This window comes from Acinetobacter sp. PC34, from assembly GCF_051789135.1.
Classification (GTDB): Bacteria; Pseudomonadota; Gammaproteobacteria; order Pseudomonadales; family Moraxellaceae; genus Acinetobacter; species Acinetobacter johnsonii.
In genome coordinates this window covers 961,475-975,097 of sequence record NZ_CP196664.1, presented here as the reverse complement: position 1 = coordinate 975,097, position 13,623 = coordinate 961,475, and the positions used below count along the sequence as shown (strand labels likewise).

Sequence of the window (13,623 nt, the reverse complement as noted above, 5' to 3'; positions counted from 1 at the left end):
AAGCGTTTAAGGTATTAAGGCTGATTGGTTTCAACTGAAGGTGCAGCAAACTCTTGCTTAACGGGCGCTGTATCTTCCTTTTGTACAGACGGCTTAGATGCTGCGTCTTTATAAAGCAAATATTTCGCTCGCTTGTCGTAGTTTGGATCATTTGGCATATGTAATGTACCAGACTGACCACAACCGACGAATGCAGTACTCATCACCAAGACACTGATGCAGCAAATGACAGAACGCATCTGATCACCTATTTGATATTTTGAAGAAGTATAACCTGATCAACATACATGACCAAACCACTAAGCGCTAAAGATTATAGTGAGTTAAAAAAAAACGCCAGTTAAAGACTGGCGTTTTTCTCAATCGCATCGATTATTTATGTTTCGGTTTGTAGAAACCAAAATAACCAATAATCAAAATGATGAACCAAATCGGACTCACCATTAAAGCTTTCATGGTATCGGCTTCTAGTGATAACACATAGATCACACCAATAAAGAAAACAATCACAAACCAACAGGTAAACAGACCACCCGGTAGCTTAAAGGTCGATTTTACATGTAACTCTGGACGTGTTTTGTAATACACAATGTAGCTCCAGATAATCATAATCCAGACGCAGATAAACAAAATCGTCGACAGTGTAGTTGCCAAAGTAAAGGCTTCAACAGTATTTGGTACAAAGTACTGTAGTGCAGCACCTAACAGTAAACAAATGGCTGAAAAGTACAATGCATTTGCAGGAACAGCACGCTTGTTTAAGTGGCTAAATGCTTTTGGCCCTTGATCTTCACGAGACAAACCAAACAACATACGCGACGTTGAAAACACACCACTGTTCATTGATGACATCACAGAAGACAATACCACCAAGTTCATGATGATTGCTGCTGCTGCAATACCCGCATGACTAAACAAGTTCACAAAAGGCGAAACCGCTGGATCAATCACGTTCCATGGTGTCACTGACATCACAATCACTAAAGACAGTACATAGAAAACAATGATACGAATTGGAATCGAGTTCACCGCTTTAGGCAAATTTTTCTCTGGGTCTTTGGTTTCAGCAGCCGTGGTACCGACCAGCTCTACACCTACAAAGGCAAAGATCGCAATTTGGAAACCAGCAAGGAAGCCTGTCACGCCTGTTGGGAACATTCCTCCATGTGACCAAAGATGACTAAATGATGCAATTTCACCCGTCGTTGAAGTGAACCCTGTAAAGATCATCCATAGACCAACGGCAATCAACACCACAATGGCAATAATCTTAATCAGTGCAAACCAGAACTCCAGCTCACCAAACAGTTTCACCGTGACCAAGTTCAAGCCCATGATGAACACAATGGCCGCAACACTGATCATCACCCCTTCCCCAGGTGTGAACGGCATCCCTCCATTAAAGAACTGAAGGTAATAAATAATGGCTGATAAGTCCGCGATACCAATCGTGATCCAACATAGCCAATAGGTCCAGCCAACGAAATAGCCTGCCCACGGCCCAATCAAATCGGTAGAGAAATCGATAAACGATTTGTACTTCAAGTTAGACAGCAGTAATTCGCCAAGCGCGCGCATGACCAAAAACACCATAAAACCAATAATCATGTAAATGATTAAAATAGATGGCCCAGCGAGACTAATCGTCTTCCCCGACCCCATAAATAAACCTGTACCAATCGCACCGCCAATCGCAATGAGTTGTAAATGGCGGTTGGATAAACTCCGTTTTAAATCACCTTGTTCAGAGGTCGATTCTGTATTTTCTAAACTCATTCTTGATGTCGTCTTTTATTTCCAGTCGCCAAAATTACCCGAAAAGAACAAAAAAATAAAAATAAAATTGTATTAATCTATATTTTCAACATCTTTTGAAAAGTTAATTAATTTTTCTTATATTTAACACGACAAAGGACACGTAAAAGTTCCTGTTGAAAAAATCAGCAAAACACTTGTCAAAAATAAATTTCCGTGTAACAAATACAACAAGACTAAAAATCAATAAAAAATCGTGCAGGAAGCATGACTGTGGCATATCAATTGCTTAATAAAACTCAAAATTTTTCTAGAAATTTCAAGTTTTAAAACATAGAGGACTAAAAGAAAAATGAATACACAAAGTTTACAAACTTTTATGGAAACCATCAGTGGTTGGGTCTGGGGACCCTATATGTTGGTCCTCATTGTCGGAACAGGGATATTCCTCACATTACGCTTGTTCTTCTGGCAAATCCGCATGTTGCCTCTGGCCTTTAAACAAGTATTTGGCAAACATGACCAAGCACATTCTCATACTGGAGATATTTCCCACTTTGCATCCCTCATGACAGCACTCTCTGCCACCATTGGTACGGGTAATATCGCTGGTGTTGCAACCGCTTGTGTCCTTGGTGGCCCAGGTGCGGTGTTTTGGATGTGGATGACAGCCCTGTTCGGTATGGCAACCAAATATGGTGAAGGCGTACTGGCAGTTAAATACCGAATCAAAAATGAAAAAGGTGAAATGTCTGGCGGTCCAATGTACTACATTGAACGCGGCCTAAAATGGAAATGGTTAGCACTGATTTTTGCACTATTTGGCACCTTGGCGTCTTTTGGGATTGGTAGTTCAGTACAATCCAACACAGTTGCGCTCGCTGTTGAAAACAGTACGGGAGTTGCAACATGGATCACAGGTATCGTCATTACGGTATTTTCTGCTTTGGTTATTTTAGGCGGGATTAAATCTATTTCTAAAGCCGCTTCTTTCATCGTTCCGATTATGGCGATTGGCTATGTCCTCGGTGGCCTCATTATTATCTTCAACCATCTTGAACTCGTCATGCCTGCACTTGAACTGATCTTCCGTGATGCCTTTACGGGTGAAGCTGTAGCAGGTGGCGCAATTGGTGCTGTCATTCGTTACGGTGTCGCTCGTGGCGTCTTCTCAAATGAAGCAGGGATGGGTTCGGCGCCGATCGCCGCAGCTGCTGCAAAAACCGACCACCCTGCACGTCAAGGCTTAGTCTCAATGACAGGTACGTTTATCGATACCATTATCGTCTGTAGTATTACAGGGATCGTTTTGGTTATGGGCTTTATTATGGCGGGCAATAGTTTTGGTGGCGAAACAGGCGCGGTATTAACTACCCATACTTTTAACCAATTACTGCCGGGTGTTGGAGGCTGGATCGTGACTTTTGGTATTGTGTTCTTCGCTTATTCCACCATTTTAGGTTGGTGCTATTACGGCGAAAAATGCTGTACTTATTTACTCGGTGAAAAGTATGTGCTGTTGTACCGTCTCATTTACATCGCATCAGTCTTTATTGGTTGTGTAGCATCACTTGATTTAGTCTGGCTATTTGCTGACACCTTTAATGGTTTAATGGCGGTTCCAAACTTAATTGCCTTGTTATTGCTGTCGACGGTGATTGTGAAAGAGTCACGTGATTTTGTCGAAAAACGTAAATCAGGTGAGTTGTACTAAGGCTATTTTCAAAGCACATTTTTAAAATCTTCAATAGTTAAGCCACCTTCGGGTGGCTTTTTGATTCAGAGCATTCATTTCAAATGCAATCCTCTGTATGCTGTTGAACCATCGAATACTCCAAATAGTGCATCAAATAAAGCATGGCAAAAGCAAAAAGTGTTTACCGCTGTGAACAATGTGGCGCTGACCATTCAAAATGGGCGGGTCAATGTTCTGAATGTGGAGAATGGAATAGTCTAGTTGAAGTCAATATTGCACCTGCAGTCACACATCGTGCGCAGCCCAAAATGGGGGGCGGCTATGCAGGTCAAGCTGCTGCTATTAGCACCTTAAATCAAATTTCAGTTTCACATGAGACTCGACTGGCTACAGGAATTGGTGAGTTTGATCGTGTGCTTGGCGGTGGTCTCGTCACGGGTTCCGTGGTACTGATTGGCGGTGATCCGGGCATTGGGAAATCGACCATTTTATTGCAAACAGCAACGCATATGGCCGCGGCCAACAGTGCGGCATTGTATGTCACAGGTGAAGAATCACTTTCTCAAGTAGCTTTGCGTGCAAATCGTCTTGATCTACCCACAGATAAACTCAAAGTCATGGCTGAAACCTGTGTTGAGCGGATATGTGAAATGCTTGCCCACGAGCGTCCCGCCGTGGCAATTTTAGATTCCATTCAAACCCTATATACCGAAACACTCCAGTCAGCGCCGGGCGGCGTTTCTCAAATTCGCGAGTCCGCAGCTTTACTGACACGTTTTGCTAAAAATAGTGGTACAGCCTTGTTCATTGTCGGACACGTCACCAAAGAAGGTGCACTGGCTGGCCCGCGTGTGCTTGAACATATGGTGGACTGTGTTCTGTACTTTGAAGGTCAGTCCGACTCACGTTATCGGATGATTCGTGCCGTTAAAAATCGTTTTGGTGCAGTCAATGAACTCGGGGTTTTTGGCATGACCGATAAAGGATTAAGAGAAGTGGCGAATCCTTCAGCCATTTTCCTAAGTCGTTATGATGAAGCCATTGCAGGCTCAATCGTGATGATCAGCCGTGAAGGCACACGTCCTCTGTTGGTTGAGGTTCAAGCTTTGGTTGATGATGCACATGGTCAACCGCGCCGAGTCGCCTTAGGTTTAGAACAAAACCGTTTAAATATGCTCTTGGCGGTAATGCATCGCCATGGTGGCGTGCAAACATCTGGACAAGATGTCTATGTCAACGTTGTCGGTGGTTTAAAAATCACGGAAACAGGCTCTGACTTGGCTGTCTTATTGGCCTGTGCCTCTAGCCTGCGAGGTAAAGCGCTGCCACAACAACTGGCTGTTTTTGGTGAAGTAGGGCTCTCCGGGGAAATTCGCCCAGTCCCCAATGGACAGGAACGCTTAAAAGAAGCCATTAAACATGGTTTTAAGTACATTATTCTACCGCGAGGCAACGCACCGCAAAAAGACATTGCTGGGGTGAAGGTCATCGCTGTGGCGCGCTTACATGAGGCGCTCACTGAAGCCATGGGCTTAAGTGACGAACTCAACTAAGCTAAATTCCATTCGTTTGGATTTCTCATAAAATAAACACGTTTTTTATTGAAATTTAGGCTGAAAGACTGCATAAAGGTAGAGTTAAAATTTATTTTTTATAGAGTAGGAAAATTTGATGGAAGTTCGACAGCGTGGTTTGATTGCTGGTTTTTTAACAGCGGCTCTTTTAGTTGCACCCTTAGCCGCAGAAGCTAAACGTGCAGGTGGTGGTAAAAGCCACGGCATGAGCCGTCAAGCTGCACCAACTCAGTCTTATCAACAACCTCGTCAAGCAACTCCAGTTCAACAACCTAGCGCGCCTGCTACGGCTCCAGCTAAATCTGGTCCAGGCGTCGGCGGTATGGTTGCGGCTGGTGTAGCTGGTGCTGCAATTGGTGCTGTTGCTGCAAATGCATTGGCAGATGATAACTCTGCTTCTCAAGCGCAAGCACAGGAAGAAAAAGGTGGTATTCCGAGCTGGATTTGGATTCTTCTTGCCGCTGCTGTTGCCTTCTTCATTTTCCGTAAAATGGGCGCAAAAAAAAAAGTAGCAGCTAATCCATACGCGCCAAACAATGGTTCAACTCAAGCACCGTTTGGCCAACAAGCTGCACCACGTACATCAAATGACAATAGCAATATTTTTGGTCAGTCTGTAGGTGGTTCAGCTGCTACACCACAAAACAACGCACCTTTTGGCGCTGCCTATACCAATAGTGGTAGTCAGCTGCCAGACGGTACAGAACCTGCGGCTTTCTTACGTATTGCTCGTCAACGTTTCAATCATATTCAGTCGATGAACACTGCAAGTAACATTTCTGAAATTCAGCGTTACTTAACACCTGATCTTTACCAGTCTATGTATCAAGACATTATGGCGAATCAAGATCAAGATGTAGCTGAGTTTTCAAACCTTAATGCGATGGTTGCGGACTCTGCGACAGAAAATAGCCAATACGTGGTTAGCGTACGTTTTACTGGTACAGTAAGTGAAGATCTCAACAGCTTACCGCAACCTTTTGCTGAAGTTTGGCACTTTGTAAAACCAGCTGGTTCTACCCAAGACTGGCTCGTTGCGGGTATCCAACAAGAAGCATAATTTCTAGATATATAAAAACAGCGACTTCGGTTGCTGTTTTTTTGTGCCTTAATAAATCCTCCGATCGATTCAACCGAGTCATCAGCGCCTCGCTTAAACAAAAACACCATTCAAAACGATAACAGCAATGGTTTTTTAAAAGTTACGCTCAACATTTCCTAGAAGTAAAACTATCATCGATGTTAAATAAGAAGCGTAATGAGAGGCTGTACAATGCACCCTCAGCCACACACTTTCATTTTACTTAGACTTATATTTCCACTCCACATAAGTTAATCGCGTTATGAATGCTTGATGCCATTGGGCAATATGTAAAAATAAGTGAGCTTTGATTTTCGACTCAAACTAAGATCATCATTTACCAATCTTAGGCATTTAAAATGCACAAGGTTTTCTACTGATCATGCTCTGCATTTAATATTTACACTGTAAATCATCTACACATAAAAAATGCCTCTATAAAAGAGGCATTTTTATTTACGTTTTTTAGTCTTATTCAGGTAATGGGATAAATTGAGAGTCCTGATTTTGCTCTTTTCTTTCCCCAACAACCACAGCAACATCTAAAGGTTTGCCATCGCGCTCAAGTGAAATCTGAATGGTGCTATTCGGCGGTTGTAGAGCCACAAAATTAATCAAATGTGAGGTTGAAGTAATCACTTCATCATTCACTTTCACAATCTTGTCGCCTTTCTTTAAACCAGCTTTTGCAGCAGGTCCCGTTTTTAATACGTCCGCGACAACCACACCTGGCCCTTTAGGCTCTAGAATATTGACTTGTTCAACAGGCAATAAACTGATACCTAGCCAACCACGTACCACACGGCCGTCTTTAAGAATAGAGTTCAGTACTTGCTGGCAAATTCTTGCAGGAATGGCAAAACCAATACCTAAAGACCCACCTGACTGAGAGAAAATTGCTGTATTCACTCCAATCAAATTCCCCGCGACATCAATCAAAGCACCGCCAGAATTGCCGGGATTAATCGCAGCATCGGTTTGAATGAAGTCTTCATAAGTGTTAATACCCAGGTCAGAGCGTCCTGTAGCAGAGATAATACCCTGCGTAACGGTTTGACCTACGCCAAATGGGTTGCCAATAGCCAAGACCACATCACCCACTTCGTTGCCACTTAGCTTAAAGGGTAAAACAGGCAGATTTGCCAGCTCAATTTTAATCACAGCCAAATCGGTATCGGGGTCGGTACCAATCACTTTTGCCACTGCACGACGACCATCTTGCAATGCCACAACAATTTGATCAGCTTGAGCAATTACATGGTTGTTTGTCAAAATATAACCATCTGGGCGAACAATAACACCTGAACCCAAACTGTTTTCATTTTTATTTTGGCTAAACTGATCTGGAATTTGATTGCCAAAAAATTCACGGAACGCAGGATCATTGAGTAACGGATGGTCAAGCTGTTTGACTTTTTGCGTGGTAAAAATATTTACTACTGCTGGTGCAGCCACTTTCACTGCAGCGCTATAAGAAACTACACCACCGGTACGCGTGGTGTTAATTAAAGGCTCCACCTTTTCAGCAGGCATTTTAATCCCATCGGACGCCACAGGCGCTTTTGGCTTTTGATACTGCTGCCAAGCAAAAAATCCAGCAATGACTAAAATGAGTAATACCCAAGGTAACCAGGAAAAGGTCCTGCGCACGATTTCACCCTCTAAAATGTTTTAATTCATTGATGACTAAGTAATTTATGCCTATTGTAAAGCGAAATTCAAGCCGAAGCACAAAAATAAGCAAGAGTTTTGTCATGCTTTAGTTACAATAAACAATAGGTTCCGATGTAATCAATTTAAAAGAGTTTTTAAGTCGATATGGCAAAATTACAAGACATTATTCAGTGGTGTGATCAAACCCTCAAATCACCTGAGTTTAAGGACTATGCACCGAATGGCCTTCAAATTGAAGGTAAGACCGAAGTACGTAAAATTTTAGCTGCGGTGACAGCATCGCAAGATGCCATAGATGCCGCGATCCAAGAAAATGCAGATCTTTTACTGGTGCATCATGGTTATTTTTGGAAAGGTGAAGCCTCTCCCATCACAGGTATGCGCGGTAAACGGATCAAGAGTCTGATTCAACATGACATTTCTTTGTTGGCATATCACCTCCCCCTCGACAGCCATCCGAGTCTTGGAAATAATGCAGCGATTGCAGATTTGCTCGAACTAGAACGTATTGAAGCGCTTGACCCATCTGAGCGTCATCCTATTGGCAATATTGGTTATTTAAACCAGCCTATGCCTGTAGAAGAGTTTAAAAAGTTTGTGTCTGAGAAATTAAAGTTTGATGTCACCCATCTTCCTGCGGACAAGACCATGATTGAAAAAGTCGGTTTTTGTACCGGTGGTGCACAAGATTTTATTGTAAAAGCAGCTGAACAAGACTGTGATGCCTATATTTCAGGCGAAGTCAGTGAACGTACCTTCTATGAAGCCAAAGAATTAGGCGTACATTATTTTGCTTGCGGACATCATGCGACTGAACGCTATGGTGTGCAGCGATTAGGTCAAGCCATTTCAGAACAATTTGATATTGAATACGTTTATTTCGAGCTAAATAACCCGATTTAAGCAATCACTGGGATGAGACTTCTTTCATCCCAGTCCTTTCAATGCGCTTACATCGCATGGCATCCGATATCACTTCCATTTCAGCAAATTATTAATTTCTAAAATATTATTCCTAGCCTTTCATCTTTTTAAATCAAAACATAGCATCATTTCAAAAAAACGCTTTGCATCTCATTCTTGTTATACATACTGAACTTCCAACCCAATATGAACAATAAAACTTGCTACCTTCCACCCTAAAAATGCAAATAATAAACATATTGATTCTCATTAACTTTTAGGTGGATAATAAAACTGCTTTAAAAACTCCCAATAAAACAAACTTTGATGATTAAAGGAATCAAACACATGGCTTATTCTTTACCCGCTCTTCCATATGCCTATGATGCACTCGAACCCAATATTGATGCGAAAACGATGGAAATTCATCACAGTAAACACCATCAAACCTACATCAATAACATTAATGGCGCGATTGCAGGCACAGAATGGGAGAAACTGTCTGTGGAAGATTTGGTTGCCAAAGTCAATGAAGTCCCTACTGATCTTAAAAATATGGTGATCAATAATGCAGGTGGTCATGCCAACCACTCACTGTTTTGGACAGTTATGAGTCCACAAGGTGGTGGGCAACCGACTGGGGCTGTGGCAAAGGCTATTGATGAGCAACTCGGTGGTTTTGATGCTTTTAAAGATGCATTTACCAAAGCAGCGATTAGCCGTTTTGGCAGTGGTTGGGCATGGCTGAGCGTAACACCTGAACACCAGCTGATTGTTGAAAGCAGTGCAAATCAGGATTCACCACTGATGCACGGTCATACCCCTATTCTCGGTTTAGATGTATGGGAACATGCGTATTATCTAAAATACCAAAACCGCCGTCCTGAATATATCAATGCCTTTTATAATGTGGTCGATTGGGATGAAGTAAATCGCCGTTACCATGCTGCGTTGCAGACTAAAAATTAATCACCACCTCAATACATCTAGAGCTTAGAGTCTTTTAAAATGAATATATTCTGCACGAAAGACTCTAACGATATCTTGTGTATCGTATATGTCTCCATGCGAAGTTTTTTGCATATTTTGTGTATTAAAAGACTGCCCTATTGTCCATAGAATCATTTACAATAAATGCACTTAAAGTAAAACCCAGCAAATCTGCAAGGAATGAAACATGACAACCATTACTTTACCTGCACTTCCATATGGCTACGAAGATCTTGCTCCGCACATCAGCAAAGAAACTTTAGAATTCCACCACGACAAACACCACAATACTTATGTTGTTAACCTAAACAACCTAATCAAGGGTACTGACCTTGAAGGTAAAACTTTAGAAGAAATCATCACAGCTTCTGCTGGTGATGCATCTAAAGCAGGTATCTTCAATAACGCAGCACAAGTTTGGAACCACACATTCTACTGGAACTGTATGGCTAAAAACGGTGGTGGTAAAGCAACAGGTGCTTTAGCTGCTAAAATTGATGAAGCGTTCGGTTCTTACGAAAAATTCGCTGAAGAATTTGCTGCTGCGGCAACAACTCAATTCGGTTCAGGTTGGGCTTGGTTAGTTGCTGACGAAGTAAATGGCAACCTTTCTATCCTTAAAACTTCAAATGCAGACACTCCACTTGCACACGGTAAAGTTGCAGTGTTAACCATAGACGTTTGGGAACATGCTTACTACATCGACTTCCGTAATGCGCGTCCTGTTTACATCAAAACTTTCCTTGAAAGTCTTGTAAACTGGGATTATGCAAACGCGAAATATGCAGGCCAAGCTGCTGGCGTTGAAAAATAAGATTCGTCTTGTTTAAAAAACCGCTCTTTTTGAGCGGTTTTTTTGTTTTTGCTGCCTAAACGCATATTTATAAAGCAAACAATTCATTTCTCAATATTTTTTGCTTGACCCATTTTCCTTTCCTCCCTAAAATGCGCATCAGATTCTCCAATAGCTCAGTCGGTAGAGCGACGGACTGTTAATCCGCAGGTCCCTGGTTCGAGCCCAGGTTGGAGAGCCACTATTCTTCCATAGCTCAGTCGGTAGAGCGACGGACTGTTAATCCGCAGGTCCCTGGTTCGAGCCCAGGTGGAAGAGCCAAGATTCTAAAAAGCCCAAGCATCGTGACTTGGGCTTTTTTATCACTCATTGTTTTGATCCACACCCTATACCCTTCTGGTATACAGCTATGACATATCAAATTGTTTATAAAAAAAACATTTAATCTAAAATTCGACTTTTTTTAGAATTGTAACTTGACCGATGTGTAATTTTCTCTATACTGCATTTCAGATTCTCCAATAGCTCAGTCGGTAGAGCGACGGACTGTTAATCCGCAGGTCCCTGGTTCGAGCCCAGGTTGGAGAGCCAAATTTTAAAAAGCCCAAGCATTATGACTTGGGCTTTTTTCTGTCTATAAAAATGACATTCACCCATACGTAAAACCAATCTCTCAAAATCACTCCAAAGCAGCTTTCCATACAGGCTCTTCTCAGCTTGAATCTCCCAAATATCTCCATGGAAAACCAAAAAGATTGAATCAAATCGTATCAATAAAAGCTAAACCGTTTATTTTTAAATCATTTAAAGCAGATTATATAAAAATATCAGGCCAAGGACTTGACCCTTTGAGCTTTGCCACATAGAATGCGTGCAGATTCTCCAATAGCTCAGTCGGTAGAGCGACGGACTGTTAATCCGCAGGTCCCTGGTTCGAGCCCAGGTTGGAGAGCCAAAATTCTAAAAACCCACTCCATGCGAGTGGGTTTTTTCTTTGTGCTAGAAAATATTGTGTTCGATCTGAGTCAAATCATCTTTTTTATCATCGGCTGCTTTGCCACTATTACACTAGTGATGACGGTCTACCCTGACCTGTTTCGCCGTAAGCAAAAGTTTTATGCCAAACACGTCATTACGCCGTTTGAACGTAAAATGTTTATTCGCTTAAAAGAAGCCTTCCCACGCCATCATGTTCTAGCTCAAGTTTCATTTAGCTCACTGATTACCAGTGACCACTATAAAATACGGGCCAAATTTAACCGCAAAGTCACCGATTTCGTTTTATTAGATGAACAATTAGCGGTTGTGGTGATTATTGAACTCGATGATCATTCCCACATCGGCAAAAAACAAGAAGATGCAGAACGTGATGCCATGCTCAATGAAGCAGGTTACATTGTTCTGCGTTTTACAGAAATTCCAAGTATTCGCCAACTGCACAAACACATTGGTATCACGCCTGCAATGCGTGCTTAAATTACTTTGAGACCGCGCTGCTCGCTTCCTGCTGTGTGAATTGCTTTTCGGTAGCCAACTTTTCTTGAATACGCTGTTGTTGCTCTTCCTTAATACGCTGATACTCCGCTTGGTTTTTTGCATCGCTTTTTACCGCTAAAAAAGCAATCCCTAAAATAAGCAATGGAATCACAATACCAAGACTCGCCAAAAACATCACTTTTGGCGTTAGTTTTTGAGTTGATTTCGTCATAGCCAGCCTATTTCCAATATCTAGATTTTGATGGGCCAATACTATAACAAAAAAAGAGCCTCAATCATGAGGCTCTATCTTCAGTTTAAATGGTTAATTTTATGTCGGTGCTATACCTGTACAATTTTCATTGATGCTAGCATCTTTTTGTGCATCAGTTAGTACAATACCCGTACCCGCAGACATATGGGTCTGAATAAAGTCTACAGCCTCCGCATTCCGACAAATTATGGCTTGGGTATGAGATGCACCGATAACTGGATCAAGTGTCACATCTGGTGAACCCAATGTTTTCAAGTTTGCAACCAAAGCTTGGGTAATTGGATAGGGTACATTTGTATCTGCTGTGCCTTGTATTACATAAACTGGTTTATCAATTCGTTTAGTACCTGGCTGACTACTAATTAAGAAGTTTTTTACGGTTTCATTGGTCGCAAACACACTAGTATCTAAACCAGGATAATCCATGACTTTTTTATCAGGATTTGCAGTCATAAACTGAATAATATCATCTTTAAACTTATTAATTAGACTTAGACTTGGGTCATTATCATTATCTAAACACAGACCATTATCCCCTGTTGAACCTTCTGCAAACTCAGCCAAAGATTTGGCACGTGATTGGAAAATGTCCTGATAATTAAATCGCGGCTCATAAGCTTTAATACCAACGCCCGTTAATGCTGCATAAGCCAATAAGGTTGCATAAGAATCGACCGAAGTACGTGCAGCCAAAGGTACACCAAGTTTAATTTCTTGCTCTTCAATGCCAGCTAAAGCTGCTGGTGCAACCTCTAAAATAATTTTACCCAAACTCGAAGCTGGTGCACCCGCCACAGCACCTTTATAGGTTGCATCTGTATTTGCATATTCTGCGGTCGCTAATGAGGCATGACCCCCTTGAGATTGGCCCACAGACATCCACGCACCATTCAACTGCTTACCATAATGATCTTTTGCCGCTTGTACAGCAGAAAGCGCTGACTTCGCAGCACTAGATAAGTTTAAATATGGATGAATCCCTGGCGTGCCCAAACCTTCATAATCTGGCGCAACAACCACATAACCAGCAGCCAGTAGACTGTCTGCTAAAATTTTAAAACGTGGGTGAATCATATTATTACTTGGCGCACAACTATCACCAACCCCAACCGTGCCATGCTCCCAAACCACTACGCGATAACCATCTGTAGGTGGTGCTACTTTAGGGAACATCACCAGCGCCGTTGCTTTAGCGGTCTGACCTTGAACATTTTCCATGTTATACGTCATTACCTTAATAGAAGCTGCAGTGGTTAATGTGTCTTCTGAATAGGTACTTTCAGAAACATAGGTCTGTTTTTGATTTGAAGCGGGCGAATCATCATCGTCATTACAAGCAGTTAAAGACAGCATTGAAACGGCAACTGTAAGGGCTAATGCTATTTTCGAGCGTTTCATAAAATATCC

Annotated in this window: 12 protein-coding genes and 4 tRNA genes; 11 read left to right on the top strand and 5 right to left on the bottom strand. The window is 42.0% G+C overall.

From position 1 onward, the window contains the following. Nucleotides 1-14: 14 nt before the first annotated feature. Both ACSC9N_RS04780 and ACSC9N_RS04775 read right to left on the bottom strand, forming a co-directional pair. The gene (locus ACSC9N_RS04780; protein ID WP_010327230.1) at nt 15-239 is read right to left on the bottom strand and encodes a hypothetical protein; all 225 of its coding nucleotides are present in this window, start codon (nt 237-239) and stop codon (nt 15-17) included. A gap of 133 nt (nt 240-372) precedes the next feature. Next, nucleotides 373-1,776 carry an amino acid permease gene (locus ACSC9N_RS04775; RefSeq protein ID WP_395475097.1) on the bottom strand — a complete coding sequence of 468 codons (1,404 nt, stop codon included), beginning with the start codon at nt 1,774-1,776 and terminating at the stop codon, nt 373-375. Between the two features lie 331 nt (nt 1,777-2,107). On the opposite strand from ACSC9N_RS04775, the gene ACSC9N_RS04770 reads away from it, so the two are divergent. The 3 genes from ACSC9N_RS04770 (at nt 2,108) to ACSC9N_RS04760 (ending at nt 6,085) form a co-directional block, all read left to right on the top strand. Continuing rightward, nucleotides 2,108-3,469, top strand: a complete 1,362-nt coding sequence (locus ACSC9N_RS04770) for an alanine/glycine:cation symporter family protein (protein ID WP_005400491.1) — start codon at nt 2,108-2,110, stop codon at nt 3,467-3,469. Between the two features lie 143 nt (nt 3,470-3,612). Beyond that, nucleotides 3,613-5,004: a DNA repair protein RadA gene (gene radA / locus ACSC9N_RS04765; protein WP_004982587.1), complete on the top strand. Its 1,392-nt coding sequence runs from the start codon at nt 3,613-3,615 to the stop codon at nt 5,002-5,004. Between the two features lie 118 nt (nt 5,005-5,122). After that, nucleotides 5,123-6,085, top strand: coding sequence for a Tim44 domain-containing protein (locus tag ACSC9N_RS04760; protein WP_010327232.1), 963 nt, complete (start codon nt 5,123-5,125; stop codon nt 6,083-6,085). Between the two features lie 492 nt (nt 6,086-6,577). Here the strand turns inward: ACSC9N_RS04760 and ACSC9N_RS04755 are convergent, their stop codons facing one another. Further along, nucleotides 6,578-7,756 (bottom strand): S1C family serine protease, encoded by a 1,179-nt coding sequence (locus ACSC9N_RS04755; protein WP_010327233.1) that lies wholly within the window; start codon nt 7,754-7,756, stop codon nt 6,578-6,580. Between the two features lie 168 nt (nt 7,757-7,924). Between ACSC9N_RS04755 and ACSC9N_RS04750 the strand changes: the two genes are divergently transcribed. From ACSC9N_RS04750 to ACSC9N_RS04715, 8 genes are all read left to right on the top strand, one after another. Next, nucleotides 7,925-8,683 carry a Nif3-like dinuclear metal center hexameric protein gene (locus tag ACSC9N_RS04750; protein ID WP_010327234.1) on the top strand — a complete coding sequence of 253 codons (759 nt, stop codon included), beginning with the start codon at nt 7,925-7,927 and terminating at the stop codon, nt 8,681-8,683. A gap of 348 nt (nt 8,684-9,031) precedes the next feature. Then, on the top strand, nt 9,032-9,652 hold the full coding sequence (locus ACSC9N_RS04745) for a superoxide dismutase (protein WP_010327235.1): 621 nt from the start codon (nt 9,032-9,034) through the stop codon (nt 9,650-9,652). Nucleotides 9,653-9,860: 208 nt separating this feature from the next. Continuing rightward, the gene (locus tag ACSC9N_RS04740) at nt 9,861-10,487 is read left to right on the top strand and encodes a superoxide dismutase (protein ID WP_010327236.1); all 627 of its coding nucleotides are present in this window, start codon (nt 9,861-9,863) and stop codon (nt 10,485-10,487) included. 144 nt (nt 10,488-10,631) lie between these two features. Beyond that, nucleotides 10,632-10,707: transfer RNA gene (locus ACSC9N_RS04735), tRNA-Asn, on the top strand. 4 nt (nt 10,708-10,711) lie between these two features. Continuing rightward, nucleotides 10,712-10,787 (top strand) — tRNA-Asn (locus tag ACSC9N_RS04730). A gap of 194 nt (nt 10,788-10,981) precedes the next feature. Next, nucleotides 10,982-11,057: transfer RNA gene (locus tag ACSC9N_RS04725), tRNA-Asn, on the top strand. 288 nt (nt 11,058-11,345) lie between these two features. Continuing rightward, nucleotides 11,346-11,421: transfer RNA gene (locus tag ACSC9N_RS04720), tRNA-Asn, on the top strand. Nucleotides 11,422-11,462: 41 nt separating this feature from the next. Then, complete coding sequence (locus tag ACSC9N_RS04715; protein ID WP_159151465.1) at nt 11,463-11,942, top strand: DUF2726 domain-containing protein; 480 nt, start codon at nt 11,463-11,465, stop codon at nt 11,940-11,942. Nucleotide 11,943: 1 nt separating this feature from the next. Here ACSC9N_RS04715 and ACSC9N_RS04710 read toward each other — a convergent pair whose 3' ends face one another. Continuing rightward, the gene (locus ACSC9N_RS04710; protein WP_004695712.1) at nt 11,944-12,174 is read right to left on the bottom strand and encodes a hypothetical protein; all 231 of its coding nucleotides are present in this window, start codon (nt 12,172-12,174) and stop codon (nt 11,944-11,946) included. A 99-nt stretch (nt 12,175-12,273) separates the two neighbouring features. Then, nucleotides 12,274-13,614: an alpha/beta hydrolase family protein gene (locus ACSC9N_RS04705; protein WP_010327238.1), complete on the bottom strand. Its 1,341-nt coding sequence runs from the start codon at nt 13,612-13,614 to the stop codon at nt 12,274-12,276. Between the last annotated feature and the right edge of the window lie 9 nt (nt 13,615-13,623).

What these genes read in the sequence shown, in the direction of transcription:
- ACSC9N_RS04770 (WP_005400491.1), top strand. Translation starts at nt 2,108, where the DNA reads ATGAATACACAAAGTTTACAAACTTTTATGGAAACCATCAGTGGTTGG.
- radA (WP_004982587.1), top strand. Translation starts at nt 3,613, where the DNA reads ATGGCAAAAGCAAAAAGTGTTTACCGCTGTGAACAATGTGGCGCTGAC.
- ACSC9N_RS04780 (WP_010327230.1), bottom strand. Translation starts at nt 239, where the DNA reads ATGCGTTCTGTCATTTGCTGCATCAGTGTCTTGGTGATGAGTACTGCA.
- ACSC9N_RS04745 (WP_010327235.1), top strand. Translation starts at nt 9,032, where the DNA reads ATGGCTTATTCTTTACCCGCTCTTCCATATGCCTATGATGCACTCGAA.
- ACSC9N_RS04775 (WP_395475097.1), bottom strand. Translation starts at nt 1,776, where the DNA reads ATGAGTTTAGAAAATACAGAATCGACCTCTGAACAAGGTGATTTAAAA.
- ACSC9N_RS04760 (WP_010327232.1), top strand. Translation starts at nt 5,123, where the DNA reads ATGGAAGTTCGACAGCGTGGTTTGATTGCTGGTTTTTTAACAGCGGCT.
- ACSC9N_RS04705 (WP_010327238.1), bottom strand. Translation starts at nt 13,614, where the DNA reads ATGAAACGCTCGAAAATAGCATTAGCCCTTACAGTTGCCGTTTCAATG.
- ACSC9N_RS04710 (WP_004695712.1), bottom strand. Translation starts at nt 12,174, where the DNA reads ATGACGAAATCAACTCAAAAACTAACGCCAAAAGTGATGTTTTTGGCG.
- ACSC9N_RS04740 (WP_010327236.1), top strand. Translation starts at nt 9,861, where the DNA reads ATGACAACCATTACTTTACCTGCACTTCCATATGGCTACGAAGATCTT.
- ACSC9N_RS04750 (WP_010327234.1), top strand. Translation starts at nt 7,925, where the DNA reads ATGGCAAAATTACAAGACATTATTCAGTGGTGTGATCAAACCCTCAAA.